The sequence below is a fragment of the Streptomyces sp. ISL-11 genome, assembly GCF_018614525.1.
In the GTDB taxonomy this organism is placed as follows: domain Bacteria; phylum Actinomycetota; class Actinomycetes; order Streptomycetales; family Streptomycetaceae; genus Streptomyces.
This window is the reverse complement of the sequence record NZ_JAGGOL010000206.1, coordinates 1-20,328: the sequence shown is the minus strand read 5'-3', so window position 1 is coordinate 20,328 and position 20,328 is coordinate 1. Positions and strand designations below refer to the sequence as shown.

Here is a 20,328-nt window from a genome sequence, read left to right as displayed (position 1 = left end):
CCCCGCGACCGCGCGGCAGCGCTTCTGCCGCACGCCGGCCGCCAGATCGGCGCCGCCCTCGGCGTCGCCGTCCAGGGCTCCGTCCTCGCCACCGCCTACACCTCCCGCCTGGGCACCCTCGGCGTGGGGGCCGCCGGCCCGCCGGGCGGCCTCCCCGGCCTGCTGCAGCCCGTCCGGGACGCGTTCGTCGCCGCCGTGACCACCACGGCCGCCACCGCCGCGACCATCACCCTGGCCGCGACCGCCGCCGCCTGGTACTGGCTCCCTCCCACTGCCCGCCGGGATACGCGTGGTCGTTGACGGGCGGTCAGCACACGATCCAGTGCCGGCCCCATCGCCCGGCGCCCACTTCACAGCCGGCCGCTGCCCGGACCGCAGCGGCTGAACCTGCCGCGCGCTCCGCCGGTGCCGGAACAGACCCCGGCGTGCTCGGCGTCGACGAGTTCGCCTTCCGTTTGCGAAAGGTCGGCGTAAGTCCGTGCCGAACCCGCTGGTCGGCTTGAGCGTGGTGTTGACCCTCCCGTCACACGAGCATCATCGTGGGCATGTCAATCGGCCCAGGAGGCCTGGGCCTCTGACCGAATGGGAGGAACAGCCTTGAGGGGACACCTCAGTAGAGTCGGCATCACCGTGCTGGCCGTCAGCGCGCTGCTGTTACCACTGGGCGCCGCCACCAGCAGCACCGCCGCCGACACCGCCGGCAGCGACGGCAGCGGCCTGCGGGCCGTACTGGCTCAGCCGCCGAAACTGGAACGCGCCGGTACCGGCGAGGCGAGCACCCAGGCACCCGACGGTGGCAGCGTGACCGCGCAGAAGGTCACATGCCCCAAGGGGCGGTACGACTTCAACCGCACGGAGTCGTGCTCCAACTACGGCACCAAGATCGACTACTACCTGAACGGCACCTGGCGGGGCAAGGCCGACATCCACGTGGAGACCACGGTCAAGCTGAACCCGCGCAACCGCTACAAGTCCACCTACACCGCGGCGATGACCCTGACCAACCCGCCGCCGACCGTACCCGAGGCGTTGGCTTCCATCGCCACGGTCAGCATCAGCTGTAGCACCTGCACCGCCACCAGCAACCCCGGCCCCCGCGTGCTGATACCCGGTACCCGGCAGACTTTCGGCATGGAGGTCTCCAGCCCCGGCCGGGGTCTGGTCGGCGAAGGGGTGGTGCTGCGGGCCACCATCAAGACCCCGCGGCACACCGACTCCACCGCCAATGTGGGCCCCGTGTTCCGGCCTCGGTGTGACAGCACCGCGCGCGTCACCGACGCGCGCACCGGCGGGTGCGTGTACCCGCAGTTCGCGCCCAGCTGGCAGCTGAGCGTGAACGACAGCAATGTGGCCGCCGTGGCCTGGCACGTCGACTGGGCGCAGCGGAACCTGAAGCACGCGTGGGGCGTGAAGGGCAAGGGTTATCCGCTGCACCGTACGTTCGACCAGGCGTTGCAGCGGGAGAACCGCCGCGAAGCCTGCGTACGCGGTGTGCCCCGCCCGCCGAACTCCGGCGGTCAGTCCTGCGACGAGTTCCCCATGGCGCAGACCCACGAGGGCGCCAGCAAGAACGCGGATTACAGCTGCCATTTCCTGAACGCCCGGCAGAACTCCAAGGAAGGCAGTCTGCGCAAGTCGTTCCTGAACGGCCAGCGGGTCCTTGAGCGCGACGCGTTCTGGGTCCAGGTGATCAAACCCTCCGGGGCGGTCGCACCCTCCCCGTACCGCACCAGCGACGTGGGCCTGTTGGGGCCGGTCGGCTGCGGGCAGGACTCCAACCCGTAAACCGCTCACACCACCGGCCTGACTGGTGTGAAGTGGATCGGGCCGCGCACGACGGGGGCAGACTCGAACACCAGGGGTCCGCCCCCGCTCCCTGCTCCCACGCCGGAAAGGATCCAGCCCATGGCACAGCTGATACAGCGCGCCACCACGCCTCAGGTGTTCATCGACGCGTCCACCGTCGACCTGGTGGACGAAAGCCTGGTTGCCGAGTTCGAGCCCGACTGGACCCACAACGGCCTGCTGGACGTTGACCCCGACGGCGGCGCGGCGAAGATCTTGTGTGGGCAAGAGGTCGGCCGCATCGCCGTCACCGCCGAACTGTGGAACGCGGCGCCTCCACTGAACCCCGTCCCCTGGCAGGACGTCGCGGAGGCGTCGGTGCACTGGCCGAGCGCGGTGCTGGACTTCGGCACCACCAGCGAAGACGAGGAGGGGACCGGCGGCACCGCTCTGACGCTGCCCGGCCCCGGCGACTACCGCATTCGCGTCTCCGGCAGGAACCGCGACGACGGCGACCCCCGGGACGACGACGCTCCTGCGGAGGAGTACCTGATCCAGGTGTGGGCCGCGGACCCGGCCGACCCCGATGTGCACAAGGCGACCAGCGAACACGGAGCCCTGTGGACCCGGTGAGGACCCGCGCCGGAGCGCTGCCTCGCGGTGCGGAACGGGCCGCCCCGGGGCGCACTGCGTGCCCTGATCGAAGCCTGCTACGAGGCAGTCGACGGCGGAGCGGGTGCAGGGCCTGGTGGGTGGTGAGGGACGGGCACGCCCCCGGTGTGGCGGCGCGCCACGGCGGACGACGAACCCTTCACGGAAGGGAGGCGCTCATATCGGCAGATGCCGGGCGAAGAACGACCGTACGAGGTGGCGAACGGCCGGCACGGTCACGCGCGGGTCTGCCCGGCCGACCATGGCGGCGCGTCCGGCGGCGGTCATCAGGCCGGCCTGGTGGAGCTGGGGGACCAGAGCCGCGTAGTCGGTGAAGACCCAGTGCGCGGTGTCGTCGAGCTGCCGCCGGGTGACGGGGCCCGCGTGAGCGAGGAGGGCTGCCCAGGACCGGTCGATCCGGGCGTCGCGGAAGCCGTCGGTGCCGGCCAGGAGCAGGGGCCGGTCCGTCCCCTGCCGGGCCACCGGCAGGAGTTCGCCGTCCAGCTGGTCGAGGTACCCCTCCAGGTTGACGGCGGCGGCGATCCGCCGGTCCTCGTGGAGCGCCTGCGCGACCGCGGTGCCGCCCGCGGAGTGCCCGTAGACCCCGACCCGGTCCAGGCCGAGGGCGTCGAGGACGAAGCGGAGGTCGGCGACCCGGGTGTCGATCACGGTGCGGAAGGTCGCCGCGTCGAGGTCGGGGCGCAGCTCGGTCGTCCGGATCCGGTCGCGGCCCGGCCGTTCGTCGGGGAACTCCACCTCGCTCGCGTCCCCGGGGTGGTCGACGGTGACGACGGTCCAGCCGTACGAGGCGAGGTCGATCGCCAGCGAACTGCCCATCGTGCGGGCGTCGCCGCCGCCGGGGCTGTAGATCAGCACGGGGCGCCGGCCGGGCAGCGGCGGGGCCCCGGTCCGGGAGTGGGTGAGGGTGGCCGCCCAGTCGACCCCGGCCTCCGGCAGGTGCGGATGGATCAGGTGGGCGAGGACGGCGAACTCCTTGGCGGCGCCGGGCGTCAGCTGCGGAACGCGCAGGAAGCCAGGGCCGGGGACGGCCGGCCGCAGGACGGTGACCATGAGCTCGCGTACGTCGATCCGGGGCTCCCACGGGTCGTTGCGGGAGCGGTCGACGAGGTGGAGGACCCGGGCGCCGACGGGGTACGGGCCGGTGGGCGCGGGCAGTCGGAGGAGGGGCGCGCCGGAGCGTCCGGAGGCCGAGGCGGAGCCGGGGGCGGCGGTCGTGAGGAACAGGGCGGCGGCGCCGGCGAGGGAGCCCTTGGCAAAGGAACGGCGGCCGGGTGTGAAGGAATTGGTCATGGACGGCATCCTGGGGGCGGGCGTGGTGCCGGGGCGAAGCTTGCGGCCGGGCTCGAAAGGCTTGCACGGAACAGGGAGATGTGCGTGATCCGGATCCATTTCACCGCGGACGATTTTGCCCGGGTGCGGTTCGCACCGCGGCCCTCGCCCGTACCCGAGCTGCACGCGGCCCTGATGATGCTGGGCACCCCGCACGAGGAACTGCTGTTCGGGCGCTGGCGGAACGGACTGCTGCGGAGACTGCCGGGCGCGGTCGAACCGCTCGCGGACCTGGTGCCGGACGGACTGGCCCCCACCTTCCTCGACGTCCTCGGCGACACGCTGGACGAGGGGGTCGCGCTGATCAGGGCAGCCCGCCCGGAGTTCGTGCGGGCCGGGCTCGAGCAGGTGTACGCGCGACGGCCGGCCCCGCCGTGGATCCGCGCCCTGCACGGCGGGGACGCCGACGCCTGGCGGACGTGGGACCGGGCGCAGCGCGCGGCATACGAGTCGGTACTCGCGCCCGTGTGGCCCCTGATCCAGGACCTGCACCGGACGGAGTTCACCCGCCATGCCCTTGCCGTCGCCGTACATGGCATCGGCGCCACCCTGACCGACCTGGCACCGGGGTCACGGCTGCGCGACGGAGTCTGGGAATGGCCCCTGCCGGGCGTCGAGGGTGTGCGGGAGGTACGGCTCGCCGGGCGCGGATTGATCCTGCGCCCGACTTTCCACTGGCGTCACGGCCCGCTCATCCAGGACCTGCCGGACCGCCCGGCGGCGCTCGCCTACCCGGCGGGCCGGGGGCTGCCGCCCGTCCCGGACAAGGGCGGCTCACCGGACGAGCCCCTCGCGGGAGTCCTCGGGCGCACGCGGCTCGCCCTGCTGCGCTGCTTGGACGAGCCGTGCACCACCACGGGTCTGGCGCGCGGAATCGGCGTCAGCAACGCGACCGCCTCCGCCCACGCCTCGGCCCTACGCGCCGCTGGTCTCCTCACTACCACCCGCACGGGCCGCTCGGTGCACCACGCGCGTACGCCGTTGGCGGAGCTGCTGCTGACCGGCGGCACGGCCGGCGGCTGACCCGGGCAGGGTGACGCGCTTGCCACCGGACCCGGGAGCGCACCGTTCCTGTACGTCGTCGTCGGCGAGGGCGGACTGCTCCGACTCCTCCGAACCAGCTCGAACGCCGCGTTCACGGCCGGAGCGGACTGGTGGTCTCTCCGGCCGCTGAGGAGCCCGCACCTGGCGTGTCCGCCGGCGTCTCACCGGGCGAGTTCGTTGTCGGCCGCCACCTCGCAGGTGGCGGCCGTGGACCGGCGTGCCGAGAGACCGAGCAGGCCGAGAGCGGTGAGGGCGGCCAACGAGGTGCCGGCCACCATCCACATCGCGGCCTGCATGCCGTGGGAGAAGACCTGGCCGTAGACCTCGCCGGCCTCCGGTCCGCTGAGGGAGGTGTGCTGTTGGAGCAGCGCCGTGGCGTGTTCCGGGTCGCCGACCACGGACCGGGTCCAGGGGCCGGTGGGTGCCTGGCGTTCCGCGAGTTCGGCGTTCAGGGTGCGTTCGCCCTGAAGGCGGTAGAGATTGATGGCGGCCGCCAGTCCGATGGCTCCGCCGAGGTTGTGGAAGGTCCAGGAGGAGCCGACGGCGAGCCCCGCCTGCCGCTCGGGCACGGCGGACAGCGCGGAGACGGTGGCGGGGCCGAGGATGAACGCCCATCCGATGCCCATGGCCACCAGCGCGAGGGCGAGGTATCCCATGGGGCTGTCGGGGGCGATCCGCGCGAGCAGCAGGGCCGAGACCGTGAACGCGGCGAAGCCCGCGGCCAGGAGCTTCCTGGGTCCGTAGCGGTCGGTCAGCCGGCCGACGCCCGGGGAGAGCGCCGCCATGACGGCGGTGCACAGCAGCAGCGCACCGGTGGCGTAACCGTCGTAGCTCCGTACGCCGCTGAGGTAGAGGGGCAACAGGAACAGTACGGTGGCGTAGAAGCAGGCCAGGGCGAAGTCGGAGACGACGGCGCCGAGGAAGGCGCGGTGGCGGAAGAGCCGGAAGTCGATGATGGGGTCGGCCGCGCGGCGTTCGACGGCGTGGAAGGCGACGAGCGAGGCCGCCGCGAAGGCCAGCAGGCCCAGGGTACGGGCGCTGGACCAGCCCCAGTGGTCGCCGAGGGTGAAGGCGAGGACCACGGCGGGGATGCCCAGGCTGATGAGCACGAGCCCGGGCCAGTCCAGACCGGGGGCGTCCTGGTCGCTGCGGGATTCCTTGACGCTGAAGGAGCACAGGACCAGGGAGACGGCGATGAGGGGGACGTTCAGCCAGAACACCCAGTGCCAGCCGACGGAGGAGACGATGACTCCGCCGAGCAGCGGGCCGACGGCCAGGCCGAAGCCGTTGACGCCGTAGAGGGCGCCGATGGCACGGCCGCGCTGCGACCGGGGGAAGGCGTTCTGGACGATGGCGCCCGTGGAGGTGTAGAGAACGGCTCCCGCGGCGCCCTGGAGGAACCGGAACCATGCTGTGTATCGATTCGTGAGTCATCTCTGAGTGCAGGCAGGGCCGCCGGGCGTTCCTCCGAAGACGGAGAGGAGCGCGTGGCGCCTCCGTCCCGGGGGAGGGGGCGCACCTCTGAACTCCTCATAGGCGCGCGCCCGCGTATCCACTCCCCGAGAGGCGCCCCACCTGCTCGGACAGGGTGACCGGGCCGCCCGATCCCGAATACGCCCGTGGGAGTCCGAGGGACTCCCTGGTCTGTGCCGCGGGCAACGCGACGGGCTACGACCCGCATGCGTGCGCGCCGGCCCTCTCGTCCCGTCGGGAAGCCAGGAGGACGGCGCGGTACCAGGCAGGTGGTGACGCTTCGTTTCCGAGGGCTCAGCGGCGCAGGGTGGTCTCCCGCCGCATGTGCGACAGTTTCTCGGGATTGCGCACGGCGTAGAGCCCGGTGATGAGGCCGTCGTCGATGCGCACCGCCACGACGGTGTCGATCTCGCCGTCCAGCCGGAGCGTCAGCGCCGGGTGGCCATTGACCTGTGCCGGCCGCAGTGACGCCACGGCGGCGACCTTGCCCAGTCCGCCGATCACCAGACGACCCACCTTGTCGGCCCCCACGACGGGCCGCGGGATGGCCTGCTTGACTCCGCCACCGTCACCCATGAGGACGACATCCGGTGCGAGGATGCCGACCAGGCCCTGGAGATCGCCCGTTTCGACCGCCCGTCGGAACGCATCGAGCGCGTCTCGGGTCTCGGTCGGGGAAACGCTCCCGCGCGGCCGGCGCGCCGCGACGTGTGCCCGTGCCCGGTGCGCGATCTGACGGACCGCGGCCGGGCTCTTGTCGACGGCTTCGGCGATCTCGTCGTACCCGAGGTCGAACACTTCCCGCAGCACGAACACCGCCCGCTCGGTCGGCGTGAGCGTCTCCATCACCAGCAGCATCGCCATCGAGACGCTGTCGGCCAGCTCGACGTCCTCGGCCACGTCCGGGGCGGTCAACAACGGCTCGGGCAGCCAGGTACCGACGTAGGACTCCCTGCGGCGGCCGAGCGTACGCAGCCGGCTCAGCGCCTGGCGCGTGGTGATACGGACCAGGTACGCACGCTGATCCCGTACCGTGCCGAGATCGACGCCCGCCCAGCGCAGCCAGGTCTCCTGCAGGACGTCCTCCGCGTCGGCGGCCGAGCCGAGCATCTCGTAGGCGACGGTGAACAGCAGGTTGCGGTGGGCGACGAACGTCTCGGTGGCGGCGTCCGCGCGTCCGCCGCCGGCGAGCTGCCCGGCCGTGTCCTCTGTGCGCTCGCTCTTCACCAGCTGCTCCTGCCTGTTCGCTCTCGACGGTGCCACGCGCACAAGACGCCGGTCCCCGCGGCTTTGTGACACCCGTGAGCGGTGGCACACGTCACACGACCGCCCCGTCACAAGGAGCGAGTCGCCGGCATCTCGTGTTCGTCCAGTGCAACACCACGAGTGAGGACGACGTCATGGACGCCCGATTCAACCTGTTCGACAACGAGATCGCCGTCAAGTTCGCCAAGCGGTTCGCCAACGCCGGCCTGGTGATCCACCAGTCGCCGCTGCCGAAGCCCACGCAGGAGCTGGTGTCGCTGCGCGCCAGCCAGATCAACGGCTGCGGTTGGTGCATCGACATGCACACCCAGGAGGCCGCAGCCGCCGGTGAAACCTCGGTGCGGCTCAACCTGGTCGCCGCCTGGCGCGAGTCCACCGTGTTCACCGAGGCCGAGCAGGCCGCACTGGCGCTCACCGAAGAGGGCACCCGGCTCGCCGACGCCCACCACGGCGTGTCCGACGAGACCTGGGCCCAGGTACGCAAGCACTACGACGACGACCAGATCGCCGCGCTGGTCTCCTTGGTCGCCCTGATCAACGCGGCCAACCGGCTCGCCGTGATCGTGCACCAGCAGGGGGGTTCCTACGAGCCCGGCATGTTCGCCGCCACGTTGAGCTGACCGGCAGGCGATCCGGCCCGGCCCAGGATCACTCGATCCGGGCCGGGCCGGCGTATGTCCGGGCGCGCCCAAGGAGGCGTGCCACCGAGGCGGTCGCGGCGCGGGCGCCCCGCCGGCCGGACGATGGGACCGTCAGGTCGTACGAAGCGGTGGTCGGTCAGTCCTGCTCCGCGCCCGCCAAGGAGGCCCGGTAGGCGCGGACCGTGGGCGAGCGGTAGGCGGACGCCACCCGGAGCAGGCCGCCGATCTCCTCGGCCAGGTCCTCCGCGCCCGGTCCGCCGAGATCGGCCGTCTGCGCCCGAGGCTCCTGCCCCGCGCCCCGGGCGTGCAGCGCGGCGGCCAGCCAGCAGGCGGTCATGTGCGCCTCGACGAGCTCCTCGGGCACCGACCGCTCGGACACGTGCCGGCGGACCACGTCCAAGGTGGCGGGCGGAACGTAATTGCGCAGCACGATCATCGCGTCCCGGATCTCGATGACCCTGCGGTACAGCAGCAGTTGGAGGGGGACGGCCACCGCCCCGAGCCGGTTGCCCGGCCGCAGGACGACGTCGGGAGTGGTCGCGGTGAGGTCCTGCCACAGCGGGTCCAGACCCCGGTAGGACCTGCGGTCCGCCAGGTGCGCCCGGAGCTGCGCCCCCACCGGCAGTGCGACGCCGAGGGCCATGAAGGCCGCCTCGACACCCGTCACGGGCGAGAACAGCGGGGCGAAGAACGCCGAGCGCGTGTGCAGGTAGAACAGCTTCAGGACCCACAGCAGCGAGGCCAGGAGAATGCCGGTCCCGAACAGCCGCAGCCCGTAGCGCAGCAGCCGCGGTGTGCCGGGCCTGCCGTAACTCCAGCACACGAACCCGCAGGTGGTGTCCGCCGCCAGGTGGAAGGCGAAGAACACCCACCAATAGGAGTCCGGCACGCCGGGGATGTCCGGCGAGGGCGCGATCCGGTTACGGGCATGGGCCGGCGCGCCGAGATCCAGCAGCACCAGGGTGACCATCACCGCCGCGGCCGCGCCGAAGACCACGCCGCCGCGTCGGCGACGCCCCGCCGCGCCGAAGATGAACCACAGCACCGCCGCGGCGTCGACGATGCTGAGCAGATGGGTGGTCAGGTCGACCCAGTGCGGGCCGGGCACGAGGTGCGCCAGCACCGCCGTCACCGGTTCCAGGTGCAGGGACATCGCCAGCGCGATCATCACGACGGCGAACCACAACGGCCGCTGCTCGCGGTGGCGCACCCCTTGCGGGGCACGGATGACGGCCGCCGTCCACAGCGCGATGATGCCCGCGTTCTCCAGCCAATCGCCCTCTAACCATGCGAACATGACGCCCCCGTGGGCCGGGCGGGACGCAGACCCATCGCCGACTCCAGGCCGCCCAGCATGCCCGACAGCAGGGTCGGCGCCGGTACGCGGCCGGCGGCTTCGAGGATCAGGGTGGCGATCATCTCCGCCTCCTGTTCCTGCTCGTCGCCGTAGGCGATCCGGGGCAGCACACGGCGCACCGACCCGGGGTCGGCGATGTCGAGGTGGCGCCGCAGTTCGATGTCGTCGGCCACCGACCGGTGGTTGCAGACCAGATGGCCGATCTCGTGGACGATGATGTGTTCCTGGTGCAGGGGGCTGGTCTGGGCGTCGTAGAGGATGAAGTCCTCCGACTCGACCGACAGCAGCAGCCCCGACGGTGTGCCGGGGACCGTCGGCGTGGGAAGGGCGAGCAGCCGCAGTGGCCGGCCGCGTTCCTCCGCCAGGCGGGCGCAGAGCGCCTGGGCCGAGAACGGGTCCGGCACGGGAATCGAGCCGATCACCTTCTGGCATCGGCGGCGCAGATTCCGCCAGTGCATCTCAGTCGTCTCTCCACGGCTAGCAGGGACGGGGGGACACCTCACCCGGTAGCCGCGCGCCGTCACGGTGTCACCGTCACACCGCGGCGGCCGCCGGCCCGGACACCTTTCGCGCAGGCGTTACGGCTCCTTCGCTGCACCGTCTCCAGAACCACGACCGGCAGCATCACGAGCCCCCCTCGTACGTATGCCTGAGCCCGGTTGATCGTAGATCCTTTCCGGGTGTCCGGCTAGGTCTCGCCGCCGACTCGCCGTGCCGCAGCGGGAGTTCCGGACGCCTCGGGCCCGCTCGGGGAAGCCGCCGGGGAGGGCGGTCGCGGGCGGGTGCGGTCGCGGGGCAGACAGCGGGTGACGCCGCGGGCGAGCGGTTCGGTCCAGCGCGCGGAGAGCGGTCCGGCGACGACCAGGACGAGGACGTAGGCCGTGGCCAGGGGCCCGATGCGCGGCTCGGTGCCGGCGGCCAGCCCGGCGATGACGACGGAGAACTCGCCCCGCGCGACCAGGGCCCCGCCCGTGCGCCAGCGGCCTGCCGTCCCGGCGCCGGCACGCCGGGCCGCGTACCAGCCGGTGGCCACCTTCGTCAGCGCGGTGACCAGGGCGAGGAGCAGCGCGGGGCCGATGACCGGAGGGATGTCCGCCGGGTCGGTACTCAGGCCGAAGAAGACGAAGAAGACGGCGGCGAAGAGGTCGCGCAGCGGGAACAGCAGGCGGTGCGCCCCTTCGGCGACCTCGTCCGAGAGGGCGATGCCGATGAGGAACGCGCCCACGGCCGCCGAGACATGGAGTTCCTCGGTCAGGCCGGCGACCGAGAGCGTCAGCCCGAGGACGACCAGCAGGAGGATCTCGGGGTTGTCGCAGGAGACGGCCCGGCTGATGAGGTGGCCGTGCCGCACCGCGACGTAGAAGACGGTGGCGACCGTGCACAGGGCGATCAGCAGGGTGAGGCCGCCCTCGGTCAGGCTCACGCCGGCGAGGAGGGTGGTCAGGACGGGCAGGTAGAGGGCCATCGCCAGGTCCTCGATGACCAGGACGCCGAGGAGGACCGGGGTCTCGGGATCGCCGAGCCGGCCGAGGTCGCCCAGGACCTTGGCGATGACGCCGGAGGAGGAGATCCAGGTGACTCCGGCCAGCGCCACCGCGGCGGTCGCTCCCCAGCCCAGGAGCAGTGCGGCGACCGCGCCCGGCACCGCGTTGAGGAGGAAGTCGACGGCGCCGGAGGGGTACTGGGTCCGCAGGCCGGCCATCAGCTCGGAGGCGCTGTACTCCAGGCCCAGGAGGAGCAGCAGGAGGGTGACGCCGATGTCGGCACCGGTGGCGACGAACGCCTCGCTCGCGCTGAGCGGGCGTATGCCGCCGACGCCGAAGGCGAGTCCGGCGAGTAGGTAGAGAGGTATGGGGGAGAAGCCGATCCGCCGTGCGAGGCGGCCGAGGAGTCCCAGGGCGAGGATGACGGCCCCGAGTTCGATGAGCAGCGCGGTGGGGTGGTGCATGGGCGGCGGTCCTCCGGCGGTGAAGGCGGTGGAACGGGACAGGGGAGAGGGAGGCGGCGGCGTCAGGGCGTTGCGGGGTGCCGCCGGGCCAAGGGATGCGGGTGGTGCGGGAGGGGGCCGTTCGGGGGCGGTCCGGGTGGGACGGGGTACGGCGAGGTGCGCGTGTACGGCGTCGCGGCGTCGCACGGGGTGGTACGGCGGCATGCGGGGGGAGCGGGGGAGGTGTGCGGCGGCGTGAGGAGGCGTCAGCCGACGGCGAGCGGGCTCAGTCGGTGGCGGTCCGTATCGGGGACGCTGTTGCGCGCCCGGGCGTCGATGCGTACGGACCGGCTCAGGTGCGGGACGGGTGAGGGGACGGGCGCGGTGGCGGCGGGCGCGCTCACCACGTGGGTGCCCGGCTCCATCGGATGCCCTCCGTCGAGTCGGCGTCCCGGGGACACCGGCGGATTCCTGACCTGAGACGAGCACGTGGGCTGCTCGAGGGAGCGATGCCCAAGGCTCGGGAGAGCAGCCTAGCGGGCATTACTCTAGGAAAAACGGCATCATTTCGCGTAAAGGCCAAGAATTCACGGCCCGTTGTGCGCTCGTGCGCCGTGAGCTCTCCTCATGCGCGGATCAGTGTGACGCGTGGGGCGGAGTGCTTCTTGAGGGTGGATGGCCCGGCTTCGTCGGAAGAGATGCGGAATGTGGTGTTCCGAGGGTAGATGTGAAGTGGTGGTGGGTGGGAGGATTCCGGCGTGACAGATCATGATCATGGCGCGGGTTTGTTGTCGGGTCGAGTGGTGCTGGTATCGGGGGCGAGCAGCGGGATCGGTGCCGCAGCGGTAAGGGTCTTCGCGCGGGAGGGCGCCGTCGTGGTGCTCGCCGCGCGGCGCGAGGACCGCCTCGCCACGCTGGTGGACGAGGTACGGAAGAGCGGTGGTGAGGCCGAATACGTGGTGACCGACGTGTCACGGGGCGACGAAGCCCGGCGCGCGGTGGACTTCGCGGTGGAGCGGTACGGGCGTCTGGACGCGGCGTTCAACAACGCGGGGATCGGCTGGGACCGATCTCCGCTGCACCTGATGGGCGACGAGGTCTATGACGAGGTGATGGACACCAATGTGCGCGGCGTATGGAATCTGATGCGCCATGAGATCGCGGCCATGCTGGAGACCGGCGGCGGAGCGATCGTCAACAACAGCAGTGTCGCCGGATTCCAGGCCATTCCCGCCGCGGCTCCCTACATCGCGTCGAAGCACGCGGTGATCGGCCTGACGAAGGCCGCGGCGGCGGAATACGCCGGGCAGGGCATTCGCGTGAACACGGTCGCTCCGGGGACGACGCGCAGCGAGATCATCGAGGGCTGGTTCGAGCGCAATCCCGGCATGGAGAAGGAATTGCACCGGGCCACGCCGCAGGGCCGCACGGCGGCACCGGAGGAGATAGCGGAAGCCGCCGCGTGGCTGTGCAGCGACCGCTCCTCCTTTGTGACGGGGGTGGCGTTGCCGGTGGACGGCGGGTACACGATGGTCTGACCGTCCCGCCCCTTCCGCCTTTCCCCGGGACCGCCGGGGAACCAGCCACACCGGCACGTCGTCGCGACGTGCCGGTGGGACGTGCACGCAGTCGCGCGTATCATCCCCGCTCATCGCGGAGAGCGGTGGCGAGAGCCTGCCGGCGCAGTTCGCGCAGATGGCCGAGGTCCTCGCGGCGCTTTCCCCGCAGGACCGCCTGCTGGGCGTCGCCCTGTGCCCGTCGCACCGCCGCGTCCAGCCGGACCTCTCGCTGGCAGGACGCGTCCTGTACGGCCTGCTCGCGCAATTCCCCGCGCACGGTGGCGGTGGCACGCCGGTCGCCGTCCACTGTCCGCAGCAGCGCCACGGCGTCGGGAACGACCGCCTCCAAGGACGTGGCCGGGAAGCGCGCGTCGTGCATGCAGTCGGCCCAGGCGCGTTGGGCTCCGGCGAACGGTGGTAGTCGGGATCACGCCAAGAACGATCCCCGTCGGCGCGACCGGAATCACTGGTTCCCGGCCAGCTGCGTAGGGCGGCCGCGAAGGGGTACCCGGGCCCGGCAGGAGGTGCGCATGGCCGACCCGTGGGAGGTGTGCATGGCGGCTCCGGCCGACGGGCCCGACGGGCTCTCCGACTACCACCGCAAGCGCGACTTCTCCAGGACCGGGGAGCCGCGCGGCGGGCGCGGTGCCGACGCGGACGCGCGGCGGCCCCGGTTCGTGGTGCAGATCCACGACGCGAGCCGGATGCACTTCGACTTCCGCCTGGAGGTGGACGGTGTCCTGAAGTCCTGGGCGGTCCCCAAGGGCCCGTCCGGCGATCCGCGGGACAAGCGCCTGGCCATGCCCACGGAGGACCACCCGATGGAGTACCGCGACTTCGAGGGCGTGATCGCGAAGGGCGAGTACGGGGGTGGCACCGTCCTCATCTGGGACGAGGGCACGTACCGCAATCTGACCACGGACCGCGCGGGTGAGGAGATCCCGATGGCCCGGGCGCTGGAACGCGGCCACGCCTCGTTCCGGATGGACGGCACCAAGCTGCACGGCGGCTACTCGCTCACCCGGATGCGCGACGCCCGGGACGAGGCGTGGCTGCTGGTCAAGCAGAAGGACGAGCGCGCCACCGACCGCGGCACACCCGACCCCACCAGGGCCCGCTCGGCGCGTACCCACCGCACACTCCGGCAGGTGGCCGCCGACGCGCCGGACGACCGCCCGGGAGCGCGGCCATGACCGCCGAGGCGACCCTCCGGGCGGGCCGGCGCAGCGTACGGATCAGCCGCCCGGACAAGGTGCTCTTCCCCGGTGACGGGATCACCAAGGCCGACCTGGCCGCGTACTACCGCACCGTCGCCCCGCGCATGCTGCCGCACCTGCGCGGCCGGCCGCTGATGCTGGAGCGCCACCCGGACGGGATCGACGGCCCGGGATTCCTGCAGAAGGAGCTGCCGGACCACTTCCCCGACTGGGTGCACCGTGCCGAACTGCCCAAGGAGGGCGGCACCGTCACGTACGTCGTCTGCGACGACACGGCCACCCTGGTCCTCCTCGCCGGCCAGGCGTGCGTCACACCGCACCGGTGGACGGCGAAGGCGGACCGGCCGGACTGCCCCGACCGGATGGTGTTCGACCTCGATCCGCCCGGGGACGACTTCGCCCCAGTGCGCGACGCCGCCCTGCTGCTGCGGGAACTGCTCGACGAGCTCCGGCTGCCGTCGACGGTGATGACGACCGGTTCGCGCGGGCTGCACGTCCTGGTCCCGCTGGACCGCCGGACGCCCTTCGACGACGTCCGGTCCTTCGCCCGTGACCTGGCAGGCCTGCTCGCCGCCCGCCACCCCGGCCACCTCACCACCGAGCCGCGCAAACAGGCCCGCCGGGGCCGCCTCTACCTCGACGTGCAGCGCAACGGCTACGGGCAGACCTCCGTCGCCCCGTACGCGGTGCGCGCCCGGCGCGGCGCTCCGGTGGCCGCACCGCTGAGCTGGCCGGAGGTCGACGACCCGCAGCTCACCTCCGGACGGTGGACCCTCACCACCATCGGCGAACGGCTCGGCCACGACCCCTGGCGGGACAGTCCCCGTGGCCGCTCCCTGGGCCCGGCCCGGCGTGCGCTGGAGGCACTGCGCGACGGCGCCGCGCCACCGCGCTCCGGGCCTCCCGCTCGTGACCGTTCGTAGGGCGGTCCCGGCACGGCGCGCGCGGACAAATTGAGTCCCGTGGGGCGTGGGGGACGGCTAGGGTCGTCCCATGACCGCCAATCCCGCTCGGAGCGTGGACCACGAGTCCCTGCCCAAGGCCGAGTTCGCCTTCCCGGGACCGCTCCGTGACCGGCTCGTCTCCGCGATCCTCGACGGTTCCAAGACCGCGACCACCGGACTGCTCGCCGACTACGAGCACGAGGGCGACCCGCTGCCGTCCGTCGGCGAACGGTCGGTGGTGGTCGACTCCGAAGACCGCCCGGTGGCCGTCATCGAGGTGACGGACGTGCGCGTCGTGGCCTTGCGGGACGTGGACCTCGCTCACGCGGTGGACGAAGGCGAGGGCTGTACCACCGTGGCCGGGTGGAGAGCGGATCACGAGGAGTTCTGGCACGGCGAAGAGATGCGACAGGCGCTGGGCGATCCGCGTTTCACCGTGAACGACGCCACCCCGGTGATCCTGGAACGCTTCCGCGTGGTCGCCCGCCTTCACACGTAGTCGAAGAACCGGTGCCACCACAGCTCCTGCCAGTCCTCCAGCTCGCTCGGACCGTCGTACGCCCGCCTCAGGATGTGCCCGGGAACGAAGGTGCAACCGAGTGCCGAGGAAACGGCCTCGATCCGCTCGCGGTCCTCTTCGCGCAGGTCGTCGACAGCCCGTGCCGAGTCGCGAGCGAGACCACCGGCGCTCGCCGTGGTCAGACCGAAATTGCTGAGCCTGACGACCACGAACGCGTCGCTCTCCGTGGCGGCGGCCGGAATGACGATGCTCCCGTGGAATCCGGCGTCCTCCACTCCGCGATCGACGTCGCAGACGCAGTCGAATTTCTCGTCGAGCAGTGCGGCGAGACCGTCGAACCGGGCTCGGGTGACGGCAGCCTCGTAATCGTCGGGGAATTCCCGGTGATCCGGGCTGTCCAGTTTCCGCAGGAGCGACAGGACGTGCTGGTCATCGGTGTTCATGTACGGCCCAATTCTCGCTGCGAAGGGGACGGCTGTCCGGCCCGGACAGCCTGTCACCACCGGCCGAGCTTCGAGCGGGCAGGTGTGCGGCCGGGGCGTCGTGCCGGAGGCGCGCATGATGTTTGCGGTACTCGCTCGGCGTCAGCCCGTACTGCCTCTTGAAGGCCCGGCTGAACACCGTGGCGTCGCAGAAACCCCACCGTGCGCAGATCCCGCTCACACTCCGGTCCGCCGACGACGGATCGGCCAGGTCGGCCCGGCAGCGTTCCAGCCGCTGTACGCGGAGGTACCCGCCGACCGTCGAGTCGTCCTGCCGGAAGAGGTGATGCAGGTATCTGACGGAGACGTGGTGGGCTCTGGCGATGAGCAGCGGCGACAGGGCGGCGTCCACCAGGTGACCGTCGATGTACGCCTTGATGTCCCGCAGGAGAGCGGCCTGCCGCGGCTCGACCGCGGCGAGCCGTGCGCCGGCCGCGCCGGTGACGCGTGAGCAGCTCAGGCCGGTGAGGAAGGCGAGCGCCAGGTCCACCGCGGCCCGGCCCAGCCAGCCCGCCTGGGAAGGAGCGACCTCCACCGCGCGGCTCGCGAACTCTTCGAGGAGCTGGGCGAGGAGCGCGGCCGCTACGCTGTCCGCCGGCACCGGACGCGCGGCCAGATCGTCCAGTGTGCCCACCGATACCGGCAGGGCACAGCGGGGAAGATGCAGGGCCGTCGCCCGGGACGCGGCACCGCAACCCATGGGCGCCGCCGCGGCGAAGGGCTCCGCAGCGTCCCACAGCACGAGGTCGCCGGGTGCCAGGCGGGCGGTGCCGCGGCGTGATCGCAGCACCAGCGGCCCGTCGGAGACGAGGACCAGCCGCCACCCTCCCGGCACGGGCCGGGCGACCGCGGGGAGCGCGTTGCCGGAGACCGGTGCGGGAAACCGCAGAACGGTGATACGGGCCGGTCCCAGCTCCAGCTCCGCACGGTCGAGAGCCGGCGCCCCCTGCGCGCTGTCGCTGTCCCTGCGATCGGCGGAAGTGGGAGTCGATTGCATAGGCATGACACTAGGTCGGGGCCGCGGCCGGGCAGTACAGCGCACGATGGAGATCCCCGGTAAACCTCAGCGGTACGCGCAGAGAAAGGCCACGTAGCCGGTCGCCGCAGTCAGCAGCAGGCCCCCCGTGGTCGCGGCCACACGTGTGAAGAGGAAGGCATAGCGCCCGGTCAGTACCTTCCGGTCGGCGGCGCGGCGGGCCACCAGGAGGGCCGGTGCGAGCACGAGTACATGCACCGACCACCACGACAGGCCGAAGGCCCACGACGCCTTCGCCTCCGTGTACACGGTGACGAGGGGAGGCACGATCGCCGTGCTCAGTATCAGGTGAACGGCCAGGCACCGATACCAGGTCTCGTCACCACCTCGGCGCCGGGAGGTCCATCTGGCAAGGACGAGGGTCAGAAGGATCACCGGCCCTCCGGTCACGCTCAGCAACAGCGAGAGGGGGACGGCGTAGACACACGCGAGGAGGACGGCCCCGGCGCCCTCGTACAGTGCGTGGCCCAGACCTGTTCTCGGGTTCGGGAAGCCCAGCACGAGCATTCCGAACATGAGGAGGACGCTTTCCGCCGCCAGGCTCACGACGGCCGCCCATAGCGCCGCGGACCAACCGGCGGTGATTCCGCCCGGCCGCGTCAGGACGGTGCGTGAGCGCGCTGCTTGCTGTACTGCCATGGTGATGATGCCCCTCTTGCCAGTACCCATGATCTCCCGTACGCCCGCCGGGACCGGACCCAGGGGGCGCCGGGCGGCGAGGCCGCCCTCACGCGGCTCCCGAGGCCATGGCCAGCCCCAGCAGGACCGCGAAGCCGATCGGCAGGAGCGACAGGCCCACCGCGGCGACGGCCACGATGACGCGCAGTGCGCGCAACGACCGGTGGTGCGGCAGCGCCCACGCGCACACCAGGAGCAGCAGGCTGACCAGGAGCACGTTCTGCCCGTAGCCGTCACGGTGGTACAGCGCGTACTCCCCGGCGAGCGGGGGGACCGCCAGCAGCGAGGCCGTCAGTGGGGCCGCCCACCAGGACGGGTCCTTTTCGCGGCGGGGCTTGAGTTCCGGGGGCGATGCGATGAGGTGAACCATGCGCCCAGTCCATCCCACCGGGGCGGCCGTGCGGATCCGTCGGCGTACTCATATCGGCGCGCGCGAATACCCAGTGGCCGGTACCGCCGCTCCGAAGCGGCAGAGCCGGCGGCAGGGCGGGATCCTGGGCCCGGAGACGGCGAAGGCCATCATGAACTACCAGCGGGCCGAAGGACTCGTCGTCGACGGCATCGCCGGCAGGATGACCAAGGCCGCGCTGACCGCGGGCGGTTCGCTGCCGACCCCGCGGCCGTTCGTCGTCCAGCGTCCGGCGGCCGGGAAGCCGACGCCACCGAGCCTGTACGACAAGGCCAAGGACGGGGCGTGCGGTGCCCTCGGTGAGGGTACGGGCGCACTCGCCGGCACAGCGGTCGGTGTCGCCACGGCCGAGACGGGGCCGGGAGCCGTGGTCGCCGGAGCGATCGTGGACTTCGGCACGAAGAGCTTCATCACCAACGGCTGCAAGTGGGCGCTGGCCATCGACGCGGCCCACTGAGGGCGGCGGGCGAACGGGCGGAGTACACCGATTTCGTGCCCGCCATGGGAATACCGGCGGTGAGGGTTTCAGGCCGGACCGGGGGAGCAGCCGGGTACCGTCATGCGCTCGACGTCGGTGGTGAGCGAGTCGAGCCAGGCGAGGGCGGCGAAGAACCGCGGCGGGGCGGAACCCGGCGGCGCCTGGGGCATGGCAGCGGGTCCGGGCGCGGGCGGCCCGCCCGCCGCCTGATCCGTACCCGCCCACTCCGCCGCCCGTCGCAGCCACGTGGCCACCCCGGCCGCTCGGCCACGCAGCCCCGCCCCGTCCTCTTGTCCGAGAACCGGACCTCCGCGGCCGAGAAGCCGCCGCGAACCCCACAGCACGTGATGGCCCGTCATCATGGCCGCCTGCCAGTCCGGAGCGGCGCCGACGGGCACCCGGGGCTCGCTCTGGTGCTGCGCGAACGCGGACTCCGCAAGCGACAGCGCGTGCTGGAGCGGCCGGTCGTCGGATGAGCTTGCCGGCTCGCCCGCCACCACGGCGGCCGTGGTGCTCTCGACCGTCTCGGCGGCCGTCGTCAGCAGCAGGGCCACCGCCCGCTGCAGCTCCCGCTGCGCCCCCCGCGGCCAGGCGAGGAGCCCGAACACGATGCCGATCAGGCTGCCGACGACCACGTCCAGGATCCTGATCTCGGCCAGCCGCCACGTCACGGGGGCCAGCTGCGCGAAGACGAAGGCCACGACGAGGGTGAACATGCCCTGGGACCAGCCCACGCCCCGCACCGGCCCCACCCGGAACCCGACGAGCATGACGACCGGCAGAGCGACGGCATAGACGGTGGTACGGCCACCGACCAGGGCCAGTACGGCGGCGGTCGCCAGGGCGCCGAGCAGCGTGCCGGTGAGCGCCTGGCGTACGGCCGCCCGGGTCTGGGCGGCCGTGGTCCGGGTCAGGCTGAGGACGGCCAGCATCGCCCAGAAGCCGTGGGGCAGTGACTCCACGCCCGCGATCGTACGGGCGGCCGCGAGCGCGAGGCTGATCCGGACGGCGTTCTGGAAGTGCACGGACCGAGGCCCGGCGTGTGCCGCCAGCCGGTGCCACCACAGGCGGGGGGCGCGCTGACCGGCGTACCAGAAGCGGCCGTGATCGGTCCCGGCCGGCGCCCGCGCGCGCCGGCCCCGTACCGCCAGTTCCGCCGCCGTCGAGAGGGTCACGGTAGCGTCCGCCACCTCCAGCAGTGCCGCCCGGCGCCGGCCCCGCGCCGCGGTCGAGGGATGCTCCTCCGCTGCCGCGGCCTCCTCCCTTACGTGCCGCAGGGCACCGGCCGCGTCGGTCGCCTTGTCCGTGCCGCCCAGCAGGGCCGCGGTCCCGGCGGCGGCCCGGCCGACCGCGAGCAGAACCCCGGATCCCTGCTCCGGCGGCGGGTGGCCCGGCGGCGCGGGAAGGGAGACCAGGCGGGCGAGGAGCGTGCGGGCGGCCAGGCCCGCATGGGTGAGCGCGCGGTCCCGCAGGCCCGGCCCGGCGGGACGTTCGGCCTCGGCGACCCGGAA

General features: G+C 72.3%; 21 protein-coding genes and 2 pseudogenes. 10 read left to right on the top strand and 13 right to left on the bottom strand.

All coding sequences use genetic code 11. The annotated features are described in order from the left end of the window. From J7E86_RS29950 to J7E86_RS29940, 3 genes and pseudogenes are all read left to right on the top strand, one after another. Positions 1-300: pseudogene (locus tag J7E86_RS29950) on the top strand (MFS transporter); the annotation flags it as partial. A gap of 297 nt (positions 301-597) precedes the next feature. Further along, positions 598-1,785: a NucA/NucB deoxyribonuclease domain-containing protein gene (locus J7E86_RS29945; RefSeq protein ID WP_215085955.1), complete on the top strand. Its 1,188-nt coding sequence runs from the start codon at positions 598-600 to the stop codon at positions 1,783-1,785. 120 nt (positions 1,786-1,905) lie between these two features. Next, positions 1,906-2,418 carry a hypothetical protein gene (locus J7E86_RS29940; protein ID WP_215085954.1) on the top strand — a complete coding sequence of 171 codons (513 nt, stop codon included), beginning with the start codon at positions 1,906-1,908 and terminating at the stop codon, positions 2,416-2,418. Between the two features lie 195 nt (positions 2,419-2,613). Here J7E86_RS29940 and J7E86_RS29935 read toward each other — a convergent pair whose 3' ends face one another. Continuing rightward, positions 2,614-3,747 (bottom strand): alpha/beta fold hydrolase, encoded by a 1,134-nt coding sequence (locus tag J7E86_RS29935; protein ID WP_215085953.1) that lies wholly within the window; start codon positions 3,745-3,747, stop codon positions 2,614-2,616. A gap of 84 nt (positions 3,748-3,831) precedes the next feature. Here J7E86_RS29935 and J7E86_RS29930 point away from each other — a divergent pair, with 84 nt between their 5' ends. Next, positions 3,832-4,809 (top strand): helix-turn-helix transcriptional regulator, encoded by a 978-nt coding sequence (locus tag J7E86_RS29930; RefSeq protein WP_215085952.1) that lies wholly within the window; start codon positions 3,832-3,834, stop codon positions 4,807-4,809. Between the two features lie 182 nt (positions 4,810-4,991). Here the strand turns inward: J7E86_RS29930 and J7E86_RS29925 are convergent. Both J7E86_RS29925 and J7E86_RS29920 read right to left on the bottom strand, forming a co-directional pair. Then, positions 4,992-6,230: pseudogene (locus J7E86_RS29925) on the bottom strand (MFS transporter); the annotation flags it as partial. Between the two features lie 367 nt (positions 6,231-6,597). Then, positions 6,598-7,530 (bottom strand): RNA polymerase sigma-70 factor, encoded by a 933-nt coding sequence (locus J7E86_RS29920; protein WP_308312780.1) that lies wholly within the window; start codon positions 7,528-7,530, stop codon positions 6,598-6,600. Positions 7,531-7,703: 173 nt separating this feature from the next. Here J7E86_RS29920 and J7E86_RS29915 point away from each other — a divergent pair, with 173 nt between their 5' ends. Next, the gene (locus J7E86_RS29915) at positions 7,704-8,189 is read left to right on the top strand and encodes a carboxymuconolactone decarboxylase family protein (RefSeq protein ID WP_215085950.1); all 486 of its coding nucleotides are present in this window, start codon (positions 7,704-7,706) and stop codon (positions 8,187-8,189) included. A 157-nt stretch (positions 8,190-8,346) separates the two neighbouring features. Here the strand turns inward: J7E86_RS29915 and J7E86_RS29910 are convergent, their stop codons facing one another. The 4 genes from J7E86_RS29910 to J7E86_RS29895 all read right to left on the bottom strand — a co-directional run bounded on the left by J7E86_RS29910 (position 8,347) and on the right by J7E86_RS29895 (position 11,919). Beyond that, on the bottom strand, positions 8,347-9,507 hold the full coding sequence (locus J7E86_RS29910; protein ID WP_215085949.1) for an MAB_1171c family putative transporter: 1,161 nt from the start codon (positions 9,505-9,507) through the stop codon (positions 8,347-8,349). Beyond that, positions 9,492-10,025, bottom strand: coding sequence for a hypothetical protein (locus tag J7E86_RS29905; protein ID WP_215085948.1), 534 nt, complete (start codon positions 10,023-10,025; stop codon positions 9,492-9,494). The genes J7E86_RS29910 and J7E86_RS29905 overlap by 16 nt, the downstream gene beginning before the upstream one ends. A gap of 230 nt (positions 10,026-10,255) precedes the next feature. Further along, positions 10,256-11,515: a cation:proton antiporter gene (locus J7E86_RS29900; protein ID WP_215085947.1), complete on the bottom strand. Its 1,260-nt coding sequence runs from the start codon at positions 11,513-11,515 to the stop codon at positions 10,256-10,258. Between the two features lie 245 nt (positions 11,516-11,760). Next, positions 11,761-11,919 carry a hypothetical protein gene (locus tag J7E86_RS29895; RefSeq protein ID WP_215085946.1) on the bottom strand — a complete coding sequence of 53 codons (159 nt, stop codon included), beginning with the start codon at positions 11,917-11,919 and terminating at the stop codon, positions 11,761-11,763. A 360-nt stretch (positions 11,920-12,279) separates the two neighbouring features. On the opposite strand from J7E86_RS29895, the gene J7E86_RS29890 reads away from it, so the two are divergent. Further along, complete coding sequence (locus J7E86_RS29890; RefSeq protein ID WP_215085957.1) at positions 12,280-13,032, top strand: glucose 1-dehydrogenase; 753 nt, start codon at positions 12,280-12,282, stop codon at positions 13,030-13,032. A 100-nt stretch (positions 13,033-13,132) separates the two neighbouring features. Here J7E86_RS29890 and J7E86_RS29885 read toward each other — a convergent pair whose 3' ends face one another. Further along, positions 13,133-13,432, bottom strand: coding sequence for a hypothetical protein (locus J7E86_RS29885; protein ID WP_215085945.1), 300 nt, complete (start codon positions 13,430-13,432; stop codon positions 13,133-13,135). Between the two features lie 151 nt (positions 13,433-13,583). Here J7E86_RS29885 and J7E86_RS29880 point away from each other — a divergent pair, with 151 nt between their 5' ends. The 3 genes from J7E86_RS29880 to J7E86_RS29870 all read left to right on the top strand — a co-directional run bounded on the left by J7E86_RS29880 (position 13,584) and on the right by J7E86_RS29870 (position 15,713). After that, positions 13,584-14,246 carry a DNA polymerase ligase N-terminal domain-containing protein gene (locus J7E86_RS29880; protein WP_251019881.1) on the top strand — a complete coding sequence of 221 codons (663 nt, stop codon included), beginning with the start codon at positions 13,584-13,586 and terminating at the stop codon, positions 14,244-14,246. Further along, positions 14,243-15,193, top strand: coding sequence for a non-homologous end-joining DNA ligase (gene ligD / locus J7E86_RS29875; protein ID WP_215085944.1), 951 nt, complete (start codon positions 14,243-14,245; stop codon positions 15,191-15,193). The genes J7E86_RS29880 and ligD overlap by 4 nt, the downstream gene beginning before the upstream one ends. Positions 15,194-15,263: 70 nt before the next feature. Continuing rightward, entirely contained in the window at positions 15,264-15,713 is a 450-nt protein-coding gene (locus J7E86_RS29870; protein WP_215085943.1) for an ASCH domain-containing protein, read from the top strand. Here J7E86_RS29870 and J7E86_RS29865 read toward each other — a convergent pair. The 4 genes from J7E86_RS29865 to J7E86_RS29850 all read right to left on the bottom strand — a co-directional run bounded on the left by J7E86_RS29865 (position 15,704) and on the right by J7E86_RS29850 (position 18,300). Further along, on the bottom strand, positions 15,704-16,177 hold the full coding sequence (locus J7E86_RS29865; RefSeq protein ID WP_215085942.1) for a hypothetical protein: 474 nt from the start codon (positions 16,175-16,177) through the stop codon (positions 15,704-15,706). The genes J7E86_RS29870 and J7E86_RS29865 overlap by 10 nt on opposite strands. Then, entirely contained in the window at positions 16,164-17,213 is a 1,050-nt protein-coding gene (locus tag J7E86_RS29860; protein WP_215085941.1) for a helix-turn-helix domain-containing protein, read from the bottom strand. Before J7E86_RS29860 ends, J7E86_RS29865 begins: the two co-directional genes overlap by 14 nt. A gap of 66 nt (positions 17,214-17,279) precedes the next feature. Then, complete coding sequence (locus J7E86_RS29855; RefSeq protein WP_215085940.1) at positions 17,280-17,768, bottom strand: hypothetical protein; 489 nt, start codon at positions 17,766-17,768, stop codon at positions 17,280-17,282. Between the two features lie 211 nt (positions 17,769-17,979). Continuing rightward, the gene (locus tag J7E86_RS29850; protein ID WP_215085939.1) at positions 17,980-18,300 is read right to left on the bottom strand and encodes a hypothetical protein; all 321 of its coding nucleotides are present in this window, start codon (positions 18,298-18,300) and stop codon (positions 17,980-17,982) included. On the opposite strand from J7E86_RS29850, the gene J7E86_RS29845 reads away from it, so the two are divergent. Further along, on the top strand, positions 18,299-18,796 hold the full coding sequence (locus tag J7E86_RS29845; RefSeq protein WP_215085938.1) for a peptidoglycan-binding protein: 498 nt from the start codon (positions 18,299-18,301) through the stop codon (positions 18,794-18,796). The genes J7E86_RS29850 and J7E86_RS29845 overlap by 2 nt on opposite strands. Before the next feature lie 68 nt (positions 18,797-18,864). Here J7E86_RS29845 and J7E86_RS29840 read toward each other — a convergent pair. Continuing rightward, positions 18,865-20,328: FUSC family protein (locus tag J7E86_RS29840; protein WP_215085937.1), on the bottom strand; the 1,464-nt coding region annotated here is incomplete at its 5' end.